This is a genomic window from Magnetococcus sp. PR-3 (genome assembly GCF_036689865.1).
Lineage (GTDB): Bacteria > Pseudomonadota > Magnetococcia > Magnetococcales > Magnetococcaceae > Magnetococcus.
This window is the reverse complement of the sequence record NZ_JBAHUQ010000009.1, coordinates 92598-109430: the sequence shown is the minus strand read 5'-3', so window position 1 is coordinate 109430 and position 16833 is coordinate 92598. Positions and strand designations below refer to the sequence as shown.

The 16833-nt window shown below is 54.0% G+C and carries 15 protein-coding genes; 4 read left to right on the top strand and 11 right to left on the bottom strand.

Annotated features, from left to right (window positions below; all coding sequences use genetic code 11):
* Positions 1-433: 433 nt before the first annotated feature.
* The 7 genes from V5T57_RS07595 to V5T57_RS07565 form a co-directional block, all read right to left on the bottom strand.
* Positions 434-1315 (bottom strand): complex I NDUFA9 subunit family protein, encoded by an 882-nt coding sequence (locus tag V5T57_RS07595; RefSeq protein WP_332890585.1) that lies wholly within the window; start codon positions 1313-1315, stop codon positions 434-436.
* 126 nt (positions 1316-1441) lie between these two features.
* Entirely contained in the window at positions 1442-1924 is a 483-nt protein-coding gene (locus V5T57_RS07590; protein WP_332890584.1) for a WbuC family cupin fold metalloprotein, read from the bottom strand.
* A gap of 14 nt (positions 1925-1938) precedes the next feature.
* Positions 1939-2544, bottom strand: coding sequence for a hypothetical protein (locus V5T57_RS07585; protein WP_332890583.1), 606 nt, complete (start codon positions 2542-2544; stop codon positions 1939-1941).
* A 153-nt stretch (positions 2545-2697) separates the two neighbouring features.
* Entirely contained in the window at positions 2698-3342 is a 645-nt protein-coding gene (locus V5T57_RS07580) for a hypothetical protein (RefSeq protein WP_332890582.1), read from the bottom strand.
* Between the two features lie 91 nt (positions 3343-3433).
* Positions 3434-4093, bottom strand: a complete 660-nt coding sequence (locus V5T57_RS07575) for a hypothetical protein (protein ID WP_332890581.1) — start codon at positions 4091-4093, stop codon at positions 3434-3436.
* Positions 4094-4181: 88 nt separating this feature from the next.
* On the bottom strand, positions 4182-5603 hold the full coding sequence (glnA, locus tag V5T57_RS07570; protein WP_332890580.1) for a type I glutamate--ammonia ligase: 1422 nt from the start codon (positions 5601-5603) through the stop codon (positions 4182-4184).
* 320 nt (positions 5604-5923) lie between these two features.
* Positions 5924-6211 (bottom strand): hypothetical protein, encoded by a 288-nt coding sequence (locus V5T57_RS07565; protein ID WP_332890579.1) that lies wholly within the window; start codon positions 6209-6211, stop codon positions 5924-5926.
* Between V5T57_RS07565 and V5T57_RS07560 the strand changes: the two genes are divergently transcribed.
* From V5T57_RS07560 to V5T57_RS07545, 4 genes are read left to right on the top strand one after another with little or no spacing between them, the layout of a single operon-like run.
* On the top strand, positions 6199-7131 hold the full coding sequence (locus V5T57_RS07560) for an ABC transporter ATP-binding protein (RefSeq protein WP_332890578.1): 933 nt from the start codon (positions 6199-6201) through the stop codon (positions 7129-7131). The genes V5T57_RS07565 and V5T57_RS07560 overlap by 13 nt on opposite strands.
* A complete protein-coding gene (locus V5T57_RS07555) occupies positions 7128-7898 on the top strand; it encodes an ABC transporter permease (RefSeq protein ID WP_332890577.1) in 771 nt (256 codons plus the stop codon). Before V5T57_RS07560 ends, V5T57_RS07555 begins: the two co-directional genes overlap by 4 nt.
* Positions 7895-9214, top strand: a complete 1320-nt coding sequence (locus V5T57_RS07550; protein ID WP_332890576.1) for a GldG family protein — start codon at positions 7895-7897, stop codon at positions 9212-9214. The genes V5T57_RS07555 and V5T57_RS07550 overlap by 4 nt, the downstream gene beginning before the upstream one ends.
* 8 nt (positions 9215-9222) lie before the next feature.
* Positions 9223-10458, top strand: coding sequence for a DUF4340 domain-containing protein (locus V5T57_RS07545; protein ID WP_332890575.1), 1236 nt, complete (start codon positions 9223-9225; stop codon positions 10456-10458).
* 29 nt (positions 10459-10487) lie between these two features.
* On the opposite strand, the gene V5T57_RS07540 is transcribed toward V5T57_RS07545, so the two are convergent.
* The 4 genes from V5T57_RS07540 to V5T57_RS07525 form a co-directional block, all read right to left on the bottom strand.
* Positions 10488-11801, bottom strand: a complete 1314-nt coding sequence (locus tag V5T57_RS07540) for an EAL domain-containing protein (RefSeq protein WP_332890573.1) — start codon at positions 11799-11801, stop codon at positions 10488-10490.
* 383 nt (positions 11802-12184) lie between these two features.
* Positions 12185-13489 (bottom strand): ammonium transporter, encoded by a 1305-nt coding sequence (locus V5T57_RS07535; protein ID WP_332890572.1) that lies wholly within the window; start codon positions 13487-13489, stop codon positions 12185-12187.
* A gap of 24 nt (positions 13490-13513) precedes the next feature.
* A complete protein-coding gene (locus tag V5T57_RS07530) occupies positions 13514-13852 on the bottom strand; it encodes a P-II family nitrogen regulator (protein ID WP_332890571.1) in 339 nt (112 codons plus the stop codon).
* A gap of 1129 nt (positions 13853-14981) precedes the next feature.
* Positions 14982-16832 carry a nitric oxide reductase activation protein NorD gene (locus tag V5T57_RS07525; RefSeq protein WP_332890570.1) on the bottom strand — a complete coding sequence of 617 codons (1851 nt, stop codon included), beginning with the start codon at positions 16830-16832 and terminating at the stop codon, positions 14982-14984.
* Between the last annotated feature and the right edge of the window lies 1 nt (position 16833).

Sequence of the window (16833 nt, the reverse complement as noted above, 5' to 3'; positions counted from 1 at the left end):
CCGGTTTTCCCCAACCGCTCTTAACGGTGGTAGATCCTATGGAATGGCAAAAAATTTGATGAATGTTATGTAAGTATTACCTTATTTAGGCGCTGCAGGAAAGTGCATTGTTTGATTTTGTCCGTATTAAAAAACCCTTATATTAACAAGGGTTAAGGCTGCTTTTTTGCAGGATTTAGAAGTGCTTTATATTTAGGTGCTTGCATATATATTCTTGCAAAAAAGAGTGTTTGGTTACCTATTGTGACGTGTGTTAAGCAAAATATTACATGGTGGTGAAGGTTTATGGGTCAGCATGGGGGGAAAGTACTGTTTCTATGAGGTATTGTGCAACGAGGATAGGCTGGCGAAGGGCGGTGTTGGCCAAGAAAGCGTGTTAGGTTTGGTTATATTCACTTCAGGGGGCGTTTAGCCCCCTGAAAGTGATAGAATATTATGGTAGATAACGGCGGATGCCCTCTGCAAAGGGGAGGGGGTTGAACTGAAAAGGTTCGGGCATGCCGGTACCCGCTTGGCAGATGTTATCCTCTTGGGCCATGAGCATTTGATCATAGGTCAGGGGCGGGTTGGGCAAGATCATTTCAAAAATCTTCCCTTCAAGCTTAAGTAGCGCAAAGGGTAGGTGAAGTTTAAAACGTTTTTTATCCAAGGCTTCTAAAATAGTCTCCATGATCTTTTCAAAGGTCAATTGTTCGGGGCCGCCCAGTTCATAGGTTTGGCCAATGGTCTGGGGGTTGCTCAGCGCGGTGGCAAAGCAGGTGGCCACATCTTCTACCGCAATCGGCTGCATTTTAGATTGGCCATTACCCAAAATGGGCACGGCTGGAGAGAAGCGGATCATACGGGCAAACTGGTTTACAAAGTTATCCTCAGCACCAAAGATGACAGAGGGACGGAAGATGGTGTAGTCCAACCCGCTCTCCCTGACATAACTCTCTGCATGCCATTTGCTTTGATGGTATTGGGCAACGGCATCTTTACGGGTGCCTAGGCTACTCATATGGATATAGCGTTTAATGCCTGCTTTTTTGGTGGCATCGACCACATGGCGGGTGCCTTGGTGGTGGACCCGTTCAAAGGTGTGTTTGCCGCTTTCAGCGAGAATACCCACCAAGTGAATGACACAGGTCACCCCATCCATCGCTTGCTCTAGGGTTTTGGGTTCATCAATATCGGCCGGTAGGTAGGTCACCCCATCCATAGGTTGGCCCTGTTCTGGGTGTCGAGCTAATCCCTTAACTTGCAAGCCGTCGGAGATAAGTTGTTTGATTAGCGCTTGGCCCACAAAGCCTGTGGCTCCAGTTATGAGGATCATGATTTTAAGCTCCTTAAAGGCATAATAATGGGCATATGTACTGATATTGGAGCCTGATTGTAGGGATGTGGTTCCCTATTCTGTTCTGCTCCAGCTAAAAAAAGCCCCCCGATAGGGGGCTTGCGCTTAAATAATTTGAAAACGTGCGCCAGGTTTGGCGTGGGTCATCCAGGCTAAACAGTCACTTACCTGGGGTTCCCCCTCTTTAGGGGCCCAGGGTGCAAAATCTTTATCCTGAGTCGGGAGGTAGGGTCCAGCTTTTACTTCCATGACCATGGTGTTGGCCGACAAACAGAGGAGGGTATGCCATTGACCGCCGGGTATCTCTACCGCGCGGTTTTCACGCTCGCTCAGCTCTGTTCTTTGCAGTACCTGCCCAGCATCATCAAAGGTTAACAGAATGGTTCGACCGCAGATATGCACAAAGCTCTCCCACCGATCTTTATCATGGCGGTGGGGGCGAACATAGGTGCCAGGCTGGAGGGCGTTGAACATCCGTTGGATCGGATCCTCAAGTTGCGGGTGCCAGTTCAGGTTGGCCCGCTTACGATCCCGCTTAGAGGATTGTTCAAAGAGATCCTCTAAGGTGTGTTGATCCAGAACTTTCATGGTCAGGCTCCTGATCAACCGATCTCGCCGGGGTTACGAATATCCCGGAAGTAGGTTTCCATATACCAATCACAGATCTCCTCAACCTTGCCTGCATAGCGGGTAGAGACAGCTTTAAGATCCGCTTGGCACTGAGAGGCGGATGATTCATCACGCTGACCTTGCTCCAGCTCTTCCTGACAACTGTTGGAGAGCTGGTTCAGGGTGCGGAACACCACACTTTCTTCCATGCGGGTGACTTGATAGACCTGGGCAAGGGCATCAAAAACCGTAATGGACTGTTCCGGTGGGGGCTCGGGTGGGGGTGGGGGGTTGCGCAGACATTCGGGCAAAAAGTCTCGCTCATCCACACTCTTTTCAGGGGCGCGCACGCCATCCAGTGCAAAGGTGTGCATATCCACCCAGCGATCTGGGGCCGGCTCATCGGGTAGCGAGGGCTTGGCGCGTTTGGCGGGGGGGCGCTTGCCCTTGAGCACATAGTCGGCCATACCCACCCAGTTTTCCGGTGGGGCATCATCCAGTGAACAGGTTGTGCGTGGTGCTGTGTTTATATGCTCAAGATCTTCCAGCCCGTGTTGGGCCTGGTCAATGAGATCATCATAGGCTTGGGTATGTTCCACCTTAACCCCTTTTCCCTTATCCGTTAATGCCTAAACCGTGGGAACTCTTCTCCTGCTGTAGGCAGGGCGGTCCTCTTTAGCATAGGCTGGTTTTCCCTTTAGCCTATTCATCGGTTAAAGGGGGAGGGGACTTGATGGAATATACGTAGGGGGTTACCAGTTACGGCACTTGCGCTGTTCCCGTTGGTAGGCGCTGCGGGTATCAATACGGTTATTGGCCAGTTTGGCTTTTCTTTGCAAACGTTTAAAAGAGCTCTGTACCAAGCGTTTAACTTTACGCTCCATACGCACCTGGCTGCGCTTTAGGTTCTGGCGGTTGGTCCGTTGGGTCAAGCTGGAGAGGGTGTGTTGAATACTCCGTTTCAGCTGCCCCAGCTCTTTAAGTAGCGAGTCGTTATAAATCCGTACATGTTTTAATTCATGGGCTTTAATAACCCGGAACTCGCAGCTACCTGGTGGATAACTGTTGTCCATATAGACTTGAGTATCCTTATAACCCACCGCCATGGTCAGGTTGGTCACGTAGAGACAGAGTGTCCCGTTACGCTGGTTCTGTAAGCCAAACTTAAACTGGTAACGGTTAAATTTTTTCACCGTTGTCAGGCCCCGTACATAGGGCATGCCTGCTTTGCGGATAAGTGAAGAGCGGGTAATACGCTTAATATTAAGTGGTTTAGCCTTAGAGGCGTTGACCAATACTGTGGGGCGTGGTGGCTTGGCACAGGAAGCTGCTTGGGCATAGGGTACCCACAAAAACAGCACAAGCAGTATCATAAGCGCCAAACGTAACCCGTACATAATGATCCTTAAACCGTTATTGCTTGATAAAAAAAAGGGTGGTGGACAGCACCCTTGTGTACCCCTGTCTGTTTAAAGGGTGCACACAAGCTTACCAGTTTTCACACTGTTGATGGAGCTTCTGAAAACTTTTCAGGGTATCAATCTGCCCGTTGAGTCGCCGTGCTTCATGGATAATACCCATAGATGCTTGGTTAACATATTGTTTTATGAGTTTTTCAATCTGTTTTTGCTGCGTGTGAAGGGTGGCTTTAGGCGCACGAATAATCAGTTGCCCCAAACGCTCGGTTAGCGCAAGCTTTAACCCCGTCAAAGCTTGTGACAGTGCCCGGTTATAGATATCAACATGTTGATGTTCATGGGCTTTGACCACCAAACTGTTACAGCTGTTTGGGGGATAACGGTCTTCCACCAATATCTCTGTTTTATGATAGCCAATGGTTAGAGCCAGTTTTGCCACATACAGACAGATCTGTTGATCCGGCTGGGTCGCCATACCATAGAGATAGCGGGGGGCGTAGAAAAACTGAGTGTGGGTATAACCCCGCAGGTGCTTACGACCTGCGCGTTTGGCGATCTGTTCACGGGATAGACGTTGGGCTTGTACCGCTTTCACCGGCACAGGAATAATCTCAATAATCGGTGGTTCAATACCCACACACACGGCGCTGTTTAGAGGCTTGGCATGCAGCTGTCCAGGCAGCAAACTATAGATAAGCCAGATCAAGAGACAAACGGGTTGCCAAGGCATGAGGGTGACCTCCAAAAAAAACGCCGGTCTAAAAGACCGGCGTTTTGAAGGGGGCCTGCAGCGGCAGGCCCCTTTACCATACTGCAGCTTAAACGCTGTAGTAGTTTTCGAACTCGATGGGGTGGGGGCAATGCTCCATGGCATAAACCTCTTCCATCTTCATGTCGATGTAAGCATCGATCAGGTCGTCGGAGAACACGTCGCCCTTGGTCAGGAACTCACGATCCTTGGCCAGCTCTTCCAGTGCTTCACGCAGGGAACCACAAACCTGAGGAATGTCTTTCAGCTCCTCGGGGGGCAGGTCATAGAGGTTCTTATCCATGGAAGGACCTGGATCGATCTTGTTCTCCACACCGTCCATGCCAGCCATAACCAGAGCTGCAAAAGCCAGGTAAGGGTTAGCAGAAGGATCAGGGAAGCGAACTTCACAACGCTTGCCGTTGGGGCTGTTGGAAGCCGGAATACGGATGGAAGCTGAACGGTTACGGCTGGAGTGAGCCAGCAGTACAGGTGCTTCAAATCCGGGGATCAGACGCTTGTAGGAGTTGGTAGAAGCGTTGGTGAAAGCGTTCAGTGCTTTCGCGTGCTTCTTGATACCACCGATGAAGTGCAGAGCCATCTCGGAGAGGTCGGCATACTGGTTGCCGGCGAACAGAGGCTTGCCATCTTTCCACAAGGAAACGTGTACGTGCATGCCGGAACCGTTGTCGCCAGCCAAAGGCTTAGGCATGAAGGTTGCGGTTTTGCCATACTGGTGGGCAACGTTGTGAACAACATACTTGTACTTCTGAATGTTGTCAGCTTGATGCAACAAGGTGCCGAAGCGCATGTCGATTTCGCACTGACCGGCGGTTGCCACTTCGTGGTGGTGGAACTCAATGACCAGACCCATCTCTTCCATCAGGTTGGACATCTCGTTACGCATCTCTTGCAGAGAGTCTACAGGAGGTACGGGGAAGTAGCCGCCTTTGATTCCAGGACGATGGCCGTAGTTACCATCTTCAAAATCTTTACCGGAGTTCCATGCACCTTCTTCAGAGTCAACATGATAGAAGACGTGGTTCATGTCGGTACCGAAACGGGCGGAATCGAACACGAAGAACTCAGCTTCAGGGCCAACATAAGCGGTGTCGGCAACGCCGGTGTAGCTCAGGTAAGCTTCAGCACGCTTGGCAACAGAGCGGGGATCACGGCTGTAATCTTCACCGGTGAAGGGGTCGATGATGTTGCAGCTGAGGATCAGAGTTGCATCTTCAGAGAAGGGGTCCATCACGGCTGATTCAGGATCGGGAACATAAGCCATGTCGGAGTTGTTAATTTCGCACCAGCCCTCAATGGAGGAACCGTCGAAACCGAGACCGGACTCGAATACCTCTTCGGTCAACATACGAGCGGGGGCAGTGATGTGTTGCCACTTGCCTTTAAAATCGGTGAATCGAAAATCAACAAAGCGCACATTGTTGGCGTCGATCATGCCCAGAACTTTATTTACCGCTTCCTTATTAGCCATGCTTCGGTCTTCCTCATTTCGTGAAAGGAGTCATCCGTCTAGAATGCTACATCAACAACGGTTGGTGCAGCCTCTTTAACATACATACATTTGGACCTCATGGAGACTTTTCCCCAGAGGCTTGACGTGACACAATCCCTGGCAACAGACGTATACAGATGCATCTGGCAGGGGCTGCAACCCTTGTAAAAAGGGTGGGTCACGCAAAACAGCACATAGATTAATCAATTTTTCCGGCGATGTCATACATAACCGTGCGTGAGGGTGAAAAAAAAGGATCATTTTTTCATCTGTTGCACGGTTTGCTGGGGTAACTTTCCCTATTTGCCCCAGTGATGGGGGCCGTTTGGAAAAGCTGCCCAATATGGCATCGCTTTTCGTAGAGCCATTGAGCAATCGCTGTGCCATGCTGTTTTACGAAAGCAGCATCGAAAGAATACAAAGAGATAGGTGGTTTTATGCAGGGCTGTTAAGAATAAGCGCATGTGCTTGGATGTTCGAGCGATTAAAAAATAATCGCAGAGTGCATAAAAAAAGAGCAGCATGACGCGCAAGTGAACAGTCTGGCCAGTAATGATGTGGTAAAGATCGAGGCGTGCTTGTGACATCCCCTTTAATCCAACTGCATGGTGTAGATAAGTACTACGGAAAGCGGCAAGTGCTGCACCAGATCAACCTGCAGGTTGGTTGTGGTGAAGTGGTGGGCTTTCTGGGCCCCAATGGTGCCGGAAAAAGCACCACCATGTCGATTTTGGCAGGGGTTTTGGCCCCCTGTGCAGGGTCGGTGCAGGTGGCAGGCATCAATATGGTTCAACAACCGGAGCGGGCTAAAGTTCATTTGGGGTTTTTACCGGAACAGCCCCCCCTTTATAAAGAGATGACGGTTTCAGACTATCTGCACTATCTGGCCCAGCTACGGGGGGTGGCGACGGGGCAACGGCAAACACGGGTGGCCGAGGTGTTGTCACTGTGTGGGCTGGGAGCGGTGTCTGGACGTCTGTTGGGTCATTTATCCAAGGGCTATCAACAGCGGGCTGGTCTTGCTCAGGCGCTGGTGCATCAGCCGAATGTAGTGGTTTTAGATGAACCCACGGTCGGGCTGGACCCGATCCAAATTCAAGAGATCCGGGCGCTGATCCGGCAACTGGGTCAACAGTGTGCGGTGCTGCTCTCCACCCATATTCTCTCTGAGGTTCGTATGACCTGTGATCGGGTGGTGCTGATTCATCAGGGGCAGGTACGGTTAAATACTTCTATGAAGGATCTGGATCAACGGCTGGCTGGTCCTAGAGCGTTCTATGTTCAGTTTGGCTGTGATCCTGGGGCGCAGAAGCTACAAGCCCTACAGGGGGTGGCCCAGGTGCAGGCCCAGCAGGAGGGGTGGTTAATCACCCCGGATGCTCAGGATGACCCCACCCAGGCTGTGGTGGCCGCCGCGGTAGCACAGCAGTGGGATCTGCGTTGTTTGCAGCCCCAGCAGCTGCCCTTAGAGTCACTCTTTACCCAGTTGGTGGAGGCAGAAGCATGAAAGGGCTATGGGTGATTACCCACCACAGCTTGCGCAGCCTGTTTCTCTCCCCACTGGCGTGGAGTGTCATCGCTGTTCTGTTGGGGTTGGGGGGGTACATGTTTGTTGGGGCTGTGGTCAACTACCGTCAAGCGCTTAGCCAGTATACGCGCTATGGGGTGGATCAACTGCCGTTGACCGATTTTACCATGCTGCCTTTGCTGGGTAATTTGGCCATTTTACTGCTGCTGCTGACCCCCATGTTGACCATGGGGAGTATTGCTGGAGAAAAGCGCGCCGGGAGCTGGCCCGCACTCATGGCTTCGCCCCTGACCCCCGGTACCATTGTCTTGGGTAAGTTTTTTGGGCTTTGGTTGTTTCTGGTGCTGTTGCTTGCGCTTTTTTTGCTCATGCCCCTCTCCCTAACCCCTTTTGGGGTGTTGGATTGGGGGCAGGTGATGACCGGCATGGTGGGCTTGTGGTTGCTGGTGGGGGTGTTTTGTGCCGTAGGTGTGGCCACCTCTGCCCATGCTGAGAACCCTGTCATGGCTGGTCTGTTTGCGTTTGCTCTGTTGCTGTTGTTGTGGATTATTGGCTGGCTGGCCGGTTCTGGTGGGGCGGTGTGGCAGCAGCTACTGATGCGGGTGTCGTTGATGAACAGTTTTCAGAACTGTTTGGATGGCAGCTTGCGTTTGTGGGATCTGGTCTATCTGTTGGGGTTAAGTGGTTTTTCCCTGTTTTTGGCGACGTTACGCCTGCACCTACAGCGTGTGGTGGGGGGGGGATGATGAGATTACGCTATCTGACCGCGCTGCTGCTTAGTAGTGTACTGTTGGTGCTGGTGTTGCTGGGGGCTTATCAGCACGACCGCCAGTGGGACTGGACCAAAAACCGGCGACATACCCTGAGTGCGCAGTCGGTGCAGGCGGTCAACGCGTTGGGTGCCGATGTGGAGGGCCTGCTTTTTGTTGAAGAGGGCGGAGATCCCGATGGTGTCCTACGTCGTCGCTTAGAACGGTACCAGCTGCATAACCCCGCCTTTAAACTACGGGTGATCGACCCGGACCTTAACCCGGACATCGCCAAACGCTATAATGTCCGTGAGATCGGGGTGTTGGTGCTGCGTCGTGATCAGCGGTGGGAGAAGGTCAATACACTGGATGAAGCAGGCATAACCAACGCCATGCTCCGTTTGGCCAAGCAGACACGACAGCAGATTGCCTTTCTGACAGGGCATGGGGAGCATGAGCTGACGGGGGCGGGGCGTATGGCCTACCGTCAGTGGGTGGCCCAGCTTAAAAATGAGGGCTATGGGGTGGTGTCTTTACCCTTAGCGCAACGCAAGCAGATAGCGGATCAGGTAGAGTTGGTGGTGGTGGCAGGTCCGCAATCGGCGCTGTTTGAACCCGAGAAGCAGCGTTTGCAACAGTGGTTTGCGGCGGGTGGTAAGCTGTTGTTGTTGTTGGACCCACCCAGTGATGGGGGGCTGGCCTCCTTGTTAACACCCTATGGTATTCAGCTACAGCCAGGTTTGGTGATTGATAGGGGGGCGCAGTTGTTGGGTTCCAACCCCACCACGCCTATGATTACGCAGTTTCCCAAGTCCCACGCCATTTTTAAAGGGGTGGATCAGGTCCCTTTTCTGGTCACGGCCGGGGGGTTGACCTTACAGCGTACGGCTGGGCCATGGCATCGCGAAAAGCTACTGGCGGGGGCCGAACAGGGGTGGTTGGAGCGGGACCGGCAGGTGCAACGCCAAGGGGGGCAGGTGCGCTTTGATGCCCAAACGGATCTGCCCGGGCCGGTGGTCATGGGCGCTGCGGTTGTTGAAGGGAAGAAGCGCCTGGTGGTGGTGCGGGACTCTGACTTTGTGGCCGACCGCTATAGTCGCTACCCGGCCAATCAGGCGCTGGCCATGGGGATGGTGCGCTGGTTGTTGGAAGATGAGGCCATGAGCGCGATCACCCCCAAGGCGGTGGTCGATGCCGGTTTAACCATGGAGGAAGGGCAGGTCCAGATGCTATTTGTGCTGTTTGTGATTCTACTACCTTTCATCTTTTTTGGTATTGGGCTGTGGGTCTGGTGGTCCAGGCGACATCGATAGGTGTAGGTATGCTTTTAAACTGGCGTTTTAATGGTGGGTTGTTGGGGGTGGTGGTCGTGGTGGCGCTGGTGCTCTGGGGGGCCCAGCCTGTGCCGCCTTCTAAACCGATGCCCTCGGTGATCGGGAAGGACATTACGCAGATCCACTATCAAGACCGTAAGGGCGAACGCATGACGCTACAGCGTGTGGCTGGTGTCTGGCGGGCGCAAGATCATCCAAGCTGGTTGATGGACCAGCTGCGTATCAAGCAGCTTTTACATCCCCTTGAAAAACAAGTCCTTAAGCAGGTCGCTGTGGGCGGAGCGCTTGCGCCGTTCGGGTTGGATCAGCCCCGTGGTCGTATCGATTATATGAATGCACAAGGTGAGCGGCTGGCTGGCCTGACCCTGGGTAAACGCGGGACCACTCCAGCCAGCCGTTATGTCGCCAAGCCCGATGGTGAGGTGGTGCTGATGCGTATGGCCGATCTTCAGCCCCTGCGTCATGAGGTCGCGGCATTGCGGGATCACCGCGTGTTACCGGGGTGGTCGTTGCCACAGTTGGCGTCGGTTGGGTTGCGGCAGGGTGGGGTTGCCCGCTTTACGCTGCACCTTCAGGGGGCGGATATGACCCTCTCTACCGCATCCTTGCACCATGAGCCGCTCCATGAACAGCGGTTGCAAGCCTGGATCATGCCGCTGTTGCAGGCCACAGGTCAGCGCTTTACCCCTTTAAAAGACCAGGCTGTCGGCTGGCAGTTGACCGTGGAGAATGCCAGCGGTCAAGTGGAACCGTTAAGGTGGGTGCGGCACGGGGCCCGCTATGGTGTGGTGCGCAGCGCTGAACCCACGCAGTTGATGTGGGTTGAGCGTGGCATGGAGGCGGTGCTGAATATAGATCCGCTGCAACTGCTGGATCGGGTGGCTTACCCTCAGCCGATTAAGGCGTTGCGTGTGACCTACCATAATGGTCAACGTTTTTTGGGTGAAAAAAAGGAGCAGGGGTGGTCTCAGCCCTTATGGCGTGCGGTGGAAGAGGCGCTGGTGCGGGAGGGGGGAAAGCTGCGGGAGCCCGCGGCCCAGCAGAGCGCAACCCCATGGCTCACCGTGACGGTGGCCGCAGAGACCATACCGGTTTATCGTGAAGCTCAAACGCTGTGGCTGGCACCACCCAAGCGGGGGGTGTGGATCGCTTTAACCCCCCTGCAGGCAGAACAGTTTCAAGAGGCGGTTAAAGTACTGCTGCGTCAAAGTGCGGCTTCATGATGCGGCTTGTTTAGGGGCGGGCAGGGGGGCTAGCCCGCCATCCGTGTGCCGGTGCCAGAGGGGCTGATGGATGCGGTCATCAGGGGTGCGCTGGAGTCCCACGCGACATCACAGCATATGATCTGTCGCTTGCCTTCCCGTATAACGCTTTGGGAGAGGGTCAAACACATGCGCCCATCGGTGATTGAGAGGTAAGGGCCTGAGAGCTGAACCTGACCTTCATTACACGAGGCGCGGCGGTAGTAGGCTTTGCGGGACCAGTCGGCCAAAGAGGCGTCTGAGACCGGGCCAAAACGCTCAAACGCTTCCCGCACTTCTGCTTGAGACTCCAGATTAGGGCCTTGTTGAATCCCGTCATCATCCAGAATAAAACAGCGCAGTACATTGTTATCCACCAGTAGTTCATCAAACGCTTCCCGGCGTGGCCCGTTTTGATAGCGATGGATCATATTGGCAAACTGCTCCAACTGGGGGGTGATGCGTTGCCACATCTGCCGGGTTTGATCGCTGGCATGGCTGCGAAAGCGGTTGCTTAACTGGGAGAGGTCCGAACACTGTTTTTGCAGAATCTGCGCTTGATCGGTCTGGGGGCGGGCAAAGTGAAACCCCTGCACAAAATCTGCTTCAGTATCCAGGGCAATCATCGCCTCAGCCTCGGTCTCAATCCCTTCCAACAACACCAAGCAGCCTGCGGTATGTAGCAGCTGGACAAGGCCTGGTAGCACGCTGCGGGCTCGGGGGTTGGTGACGGCGTTGTGGATCATGTTGCGGTCCAGCTTGACAATATCTGGCTCTAGGCGCCAAACCCGGTCAAAGTTAGACTGTCCAGCGCCAAAGTCATCTAGGGCGACCAAACATCCCATGGAGCGAAAGTAGGCCACCGCTTCGACCAAGAGATGTTCATCTTCAATCGCTTTTTCTAAAATCTCCACCACCACCCGGTTGGGGGGGACCTGAAAAAACTCCAGTAAATCCCCTAAAAAATGTGTGTTGCCCTGCATGCCCTGCAAGACCACAGAGGGGTTTACATTCAAAAACAGCCAGGCATTGTCCGGGGCCAGGGATTTAAAATTACCCACATGGGCCAGACGGCAAGCTCGGTCCAGCTGCATGATCTCCTCTTGATCCACATTGCCAAACAGCTGAATAGGTGAGATGGCGCCAAGGGTCTTATGTTGAGCGCGTACCAGCGCTTCATACCCCACAGGGCGTTGGTGTGCCAAGCTGAAGATGGGCTGAAAAGCGGTGAGCAGCTTATGTTCCCGCCATTGGCTACGAATGGGGGAGTCCTGCCCGTTGGTGCGGAGTATGGGGTAGTTCAACACGCTGTCCAAGATATCCATAGGGCGAACCGATCCTTAGTTTACAAACCCAGCGGGGGGTGTGTACGCCATTCAAGGGTGAGGTCCAAAGACATGGGGCGTGGGTTGTGGGGGTTAAGCCAGAACTCCGGTGGGTAGACCCATGCTAACCAAAATGTACCGTGCGTATAAAAAAAAGAAATAGGCCCAAAGCCGTAAATGGACATGCTTAGATGCGCGGAAGATAACATGCTATAGATTGTATGTGAACCTAAATGTCTGGTTTTACCGGGAAATAAAGTAACAATGGCTGTGGTGATAAAAAAACAGCCCCGTATTTGGGGCTGTTGAGGGAGAAGAAAACTTTTTTGTTTTTAAAAGCGGTCCGGATTCTGCGCCGGACCGCTTGTTCTGCAGAGCAGGGATTACAGGTTGTAACCGCGCTCGTCGTGTTCGGCCAAGTCCAGGCCCATCTCTTCCGCTTCGTCTTCAACACGCAGACCCATGATCACATCCAGTACCTTGAGGATGATGAAGGTCACAACCGCACAGTAGACGATGGTTACGATGACACTTTCGGTCTGTACAGCAACCTGGCTCAAGATGGTTTTACCTTCAGAGAGGCCAGCGCCGCCCAGGGAAGGTGCAGCAAACACACCGGTCAGGATGGCACCAACGATACCGGCAATGCCGTGTACACCGAAGGCGTCCAGAGAGTCATCATAGCCCATTTTGCGCTTGATGGCGGTGGCGCCGATGTAAGCAAAGAAGCCAGCGGCCAGACCGATCATGATGCCGCCCATGGGGCCAGCAGTACCTGATGCGGGGGTGATGGCAACCAGGCCAGCGACTGCACCGGTTACGATACCCAGTACGGAAGGCTTACCATGTTGCATCCATTCCAGAGTCATCCAGGTTACAGCAGCAGTCGCCGCAGCCAACTGGGTAACCAACATGGCCATACCAGCGGTACCATCTGCAGCCAGCTCAGAACCAGCGTTAAAGCCAAACCAACCGACCCACAACATGGCCGCACCAGTTACGGTCATGCCCAGGTTGTGAGGAGGCATGGCGGTGGTGGGGTAACCACGACGCTTGCCCAGTACCAGGGCGGCCACCAGACCAGCGATACCAGCGTTGATGTGTACAACGGTACCACCAGCGAAGTCCAGTACACCATCAGAACCCATGAAGCCACCGCCCCATACCCAGTGACATACGGGCAGGTAGACTACGGTGCCCCAGATGGCCATAAAGACCAACATGGAGGAGAACTTCATACGCTCAGCAAAACCACCCACAATCAGCGCGGGGGTGATGATGAAGAAGGTCATCTGGAAGGTGGCAAAGACAGAAGTAGGAATCGAACCGCTTACGGCGTCGACTGTGACCGACTTCATGAACATATCACTTAAGCCACCAATGTAGGCTTGAGCGCTGCCGCCATCAGAAAAGGCTAAAGAGTAGCCGTAAATGGCCCATAGAATGGACATGACACCCGCAACAGCAAAACACTGCATCAGGACAGACAAGACGTTTTTGGAACGAACCATACCGGCATAAAACAGAGCCAGACCAGGCAAGGTCATGAACAGTACCAGTGCGGTTGCCGTAAGCATCCAGGCGGTGTCACCGCTGTTCAAGGTATCTTCAGCCCAGGCGGTGGCGGGCAGGATGCTGCTCATGGCCAAAGCGGCGGCCGGCAGCAGGGTACGTTTGATGGCTTTCATCGAGTTGCTCCTCTTTCTCAAAACTTAAAGCGCGCTGGGGCCGGATTCGCCAGTACGGATACGTACAGCACTTTCCAGGTCGTAAACAAAAACTTTACCGTCACCAATCTTGGAGGTTTTGGCGCCTTTTTGGATGGCCTCAACGGCTTGCTCCAGAACGCTGTCGTCTACCGCCAGCTCAACTTTGAGCTTGGGCAGGAAGTCCACCCGGTACTCTGCACCACGGTAGAGTTCGGTATGGCCCTTTTGACGACCAAATCCGCGCACCTCGGAGACGGTGATACCGGAGATTCCAACGGAAGTTAGAGCTTCCCGGACCTCATCCAGCTTGAAGGGTTTAATGATGGCTACGATCCATTTCATGTTCGGCTCCTGCGTTTTGCCTAGCTAAGCGCCTTGTGCGCTGTGGGGGTCTTATAAGGGAGCGGTGCTGATTCTCCCATTTGGTTTCTGCCCCTTATAAGGCATCGCCCGTGCCATGTGTTGATAAGTATAAGAAAATAAAGGGATATATCAAGAAATGGCTATTTCTTACGCGCTAAAAACGCCTAAAAAACAGCCAGCTTGTGAGAGAGTGATGCTTACTTGTTCGTGTATGATTAAAAAATAGCCATAGCCGAGGTGTGCAGGGCGGGGAGCGGGCTCTGTTGTTGGATCTCTTTATCCCAATGTTGGGGGTTGTTGTTCGAAAAAGTCACCTGTAAACAAATAGATGATATTTTTTTGTGCGGGTGTTATAGGGTGCGCACAAAAGACGCAATTGGCGCACTCAACAGGGGAGGTTAAAACGTGTACAGGGGTAAAGAGGGGGGGGATTGGGTAAGCGTAAGATCGGTTTGGGGGCATCTCCATAGGGGGGGGATGTTTAGGTGCGCACAAAAGACGCAGCCTGCATACGCCTTGAGAGCGCGCCAGCACAGTGCAGGCTTTTGCGTAGGTTAAGATCGGTCGGGGGCCTCTCTCTGTACATGTGTCGATGGGTGGGCACGATAGACGTACCTATGCACCCACCGAGAGGGGGCAACAGCGTGCAGGGCTCGGGTCAGGTTGAGGTCGATTGGGGGCCATCTTCATGCGCGGGTGTTTTCTAAGTGCGTAGGATAGTCGTACCTATGCACCCACCGAGAGGGGGGCAACAGCGTGCAGGGCTCGGGTCAGGTTGAGGTCGATTGGGGGCCATCTTCATGCGTGGGTGTTTTCTAAGTGCGTAGGATAGACCTACCTATGCACCCACCGAGAGGGGGCAACAGCGTGCAGGGCTCGGGTCAGATTGAGATCGATTGGGGGCCATCTTCATGCGTGGGTGTTTTCTAAGTGCGTAGGATAGACGTACCTATGCACCCACCGAGAGGGGGGCAACAGCGTGCAGGGCTCGGGTCAGGTTAAGATCGGTTGGGGGCTGGCGCTCTGTGCAGGTGTTGATGGGTGCGCACAAAAATGTTTTCTGCGCACCCAAACAGAGTGTACCGATCGAGTTCAGGCTGCCTGGGCGCTACTGGGTAAGGTTCAGGTAGATCTGGGGCAGCACCGTGGGCAGAGACTCCGGCTTGGCAATACGGCGGAAGCCCTGTGCACCAAACAGGTGGGGGGCGTAGCTGTTGGCCTGGCGATCAACGGTCACGCAGAAGGGGGTTAAGCCCATCTGCCGAGCTTCACGAATGGCCATTCGGGTATCTTCAATACCGTAGCGTCCCTCATAGATATCTAAATCGTTGGGTTTACCGTCCGAGAGGATAAGTAACAACCGACGGTTGGCCGGTTGTTTGGATAGCAGTTGGGCACTGTGACGAATACCCGCCCCCAGGCGGGTGTAGTAGCCAGGGCGGATAACATTAATGCGTCCACGCACCGTGGCATTATAGGGTTCGGTAAAACCCTTTAGGTGCAGGTGCCGCACATGTTCCCGGCGACGGGAAGAGAAGCCGTAGAGGGCAAAGGGATCGCCAGTATAGGTGAGGGCCTCACTAAACAGAAATAGGGTGTCGCGGATGACATCAATGATGCGTAGATCATCATCCACCCAGGCATCTGTAGAGAGTGAGAGGTCAGCCAGCAACAGGCAGGCGATATCCCGTACCCCACGCTTATAGTCCCGGTAAAGCCCGGTTTCAGCCGGACCACCACCGGTTTTTAGATTGATGCGATGTTCCTGTACCGCATCCAGATCCGGCTCTGAGCCATCCCACTGTTTGCGTAGCCAGATGCCATCAGGTCGCCAACTGGCCATCTGAGCTTGAATTTTTTTGGCCGAGCTGCGCAGCTTGTTTGGCAGTGCTATGGGTTCGGCATCTTTAGGCAGCATCGGCTGCATCAGGCAGTGGTCGGGGATCAGCATGTTTTTGCGGTAATCCCACTCAGGCACCTTCACACCAGGGCCTAAGATCAGATCATCCTCGGCTTCGGAGGGAAGATCCAGATCAAAGCGAAAACCCTTGGCCACCCGTTTGCCATCCCGGCTTAGGGCCATCTCATCCATATCCTCAGCGGCATCGCGGGCGCGATCTTCATCCTCTTCCTCATCTGAGGCGCGGTTTACCTTAATCATCTCTGCCCAGCTAAAGATCGACTCAAAGCGATAGAGAAGAATGCCATCATGGCTCTCTTCCATCTCTTCCCGGCGTGCCTGCTGGCTGCTGTTTTGCTCTTGCTGCTCTTGGCCATCCTGGCGTTCAATATCTTCTTCATCATCCGGGTCGGCGCTGGGTTGGGTGTTGGCTTCGGCAATGGGTGGGGTTGGGTGGGGCCAGAGCGGCACCGGCCAGATGGGGGTCTTGCCTTGGGGCAGCGTCAAAGGCTCCTGGGGCGTGGCCAGGGCGCGATGGATGATCTGCTCACGCTCTTGGTTTAACTGGCCTTCAATAGTGCGCTCACCCCGTTGATGTAGATGGGCCGAAACCAGCCGGGTGTAGCGGTCTTCCAGCCCTGGATAGTGCTTGAGCAGGTGGGTGCAGGCCTGCATAGACTGCGTCATCCACTGCTGTTCATTTTCCGGTCGGTCGGTGGCGTAGCTGAGTAGGGCGGCCAGCCATAGGTAAAGATCCCGGTTGAGCGCTTGAGTGGGGAAAAGATTCAACAGGCTGGGCAGGTGAATGCTCTGGCTGTCTCGCCAAGCCATGGGGGCTTTGCCGCCAATACCACCAACCCGCTGGCGGAAGTTGCGTTTGGCGCCGTGGTTCTGGTCCTGTACCCCCCGTATGGCCAAGCCATGGGTGCCACCAAGGGCCCGGAACAGCATGCCGATGGGGCGCTCCATATCCTTCAAATGCACAACCGCTTCCGGGTGCCGATCACTGGCTGCACGGGTGATGATGCGGTCCCACAGTTTTCCAATGGTCTCTTCCATG

Coding starts and splice junctions, on each gene's coding strand:
- V5T57_RS07595 (WP_332890585.1), bottom strand. CDS start 1,315: ATGATCCTCATAACTGGAGCCACAGGCTTTGTGGGCCAAGCGCTAATC.
- V5T57_RS07590 (WP_332890584.1), bottom strand. CDS start 1,924: ATGAAAGTTCTGGATCAACACACCTTAGAGGATCTCTTTGAACAATCC.
- V5T57_RS07580 (WP_332890582.1), bottom strand. CDS start 3,342: ATGTACGGGTTACGTTTGGCGCTTATGATACTGCTTGTGCTGTTTTTG.
- V5T57_RS07575 (WP_332890581.1), bottom strand. CDS start 4,093: ATGCCTTGGCAACCCGTTTGTCTCTTGATCTGGCTTATCTATAGTTTG.
- glnA (WP_332890580.1), bottom strand. CDS start 5,603: ATGGCTAATAAGGAAGCGGTAAATAAAGTTCTGGGCATGATCGACGCC.
- V5T57_RS07565 (WP_332890579.1), bottom strand. CDS start 6,211: ATGTCACAAGCACGCCTCGATCTTTACCACATCATTACTGGCCAGACT.
- V5T57_RS07555 (WP_332890577.1), top strand. CDS start 7,128: ATGAAAGGGCTATGGGTGATTACCCACCACAGCTTGCGCAGCCTGTTT.
- V5T57_RS07550 (WP_332890576.1), top strand. CDS start 7,895: ATGATGAGATTACGCTATCTGACCGCGCTGCTGCTTAGTAGTGTACTG.
- V5T57_RS07545 (WP_332890575.1), top strand. CDS start 9,223: ATGCTTTTAAACTGGCGTTTTAATGGTGGGTTGTTGGGGGTGGTGGTC.
- V5T57_RS07540 (WP_332890573.1), bottom strand. CDS start 11,801: ATGGATATCTTGGACAGCGTGTTGAACTACCCCATACTCCGCACCAAC.
- V5T57_RS07535 (WP_332890572.1), bottom strand. CDS start 13,489: ATGAAAGCCATCAAACGTACCCTGCTGCCGGCCGCCGCTTTGGCCATG.
- V5T57_RS07530 (WP_332890571.1), bottom strand. CDS start 13,852: ATGAAATGGATCGTAGCCATCATTAAACCCTTCAAGCTGGATGAGGTC.
- V5T57_RS07525 (WP_332890570.1), bottom strand. CDS start 16,832: ATGGAAGAGACCATTGGAAAACTGTGGGACCGCATCATCACCCGTGCA.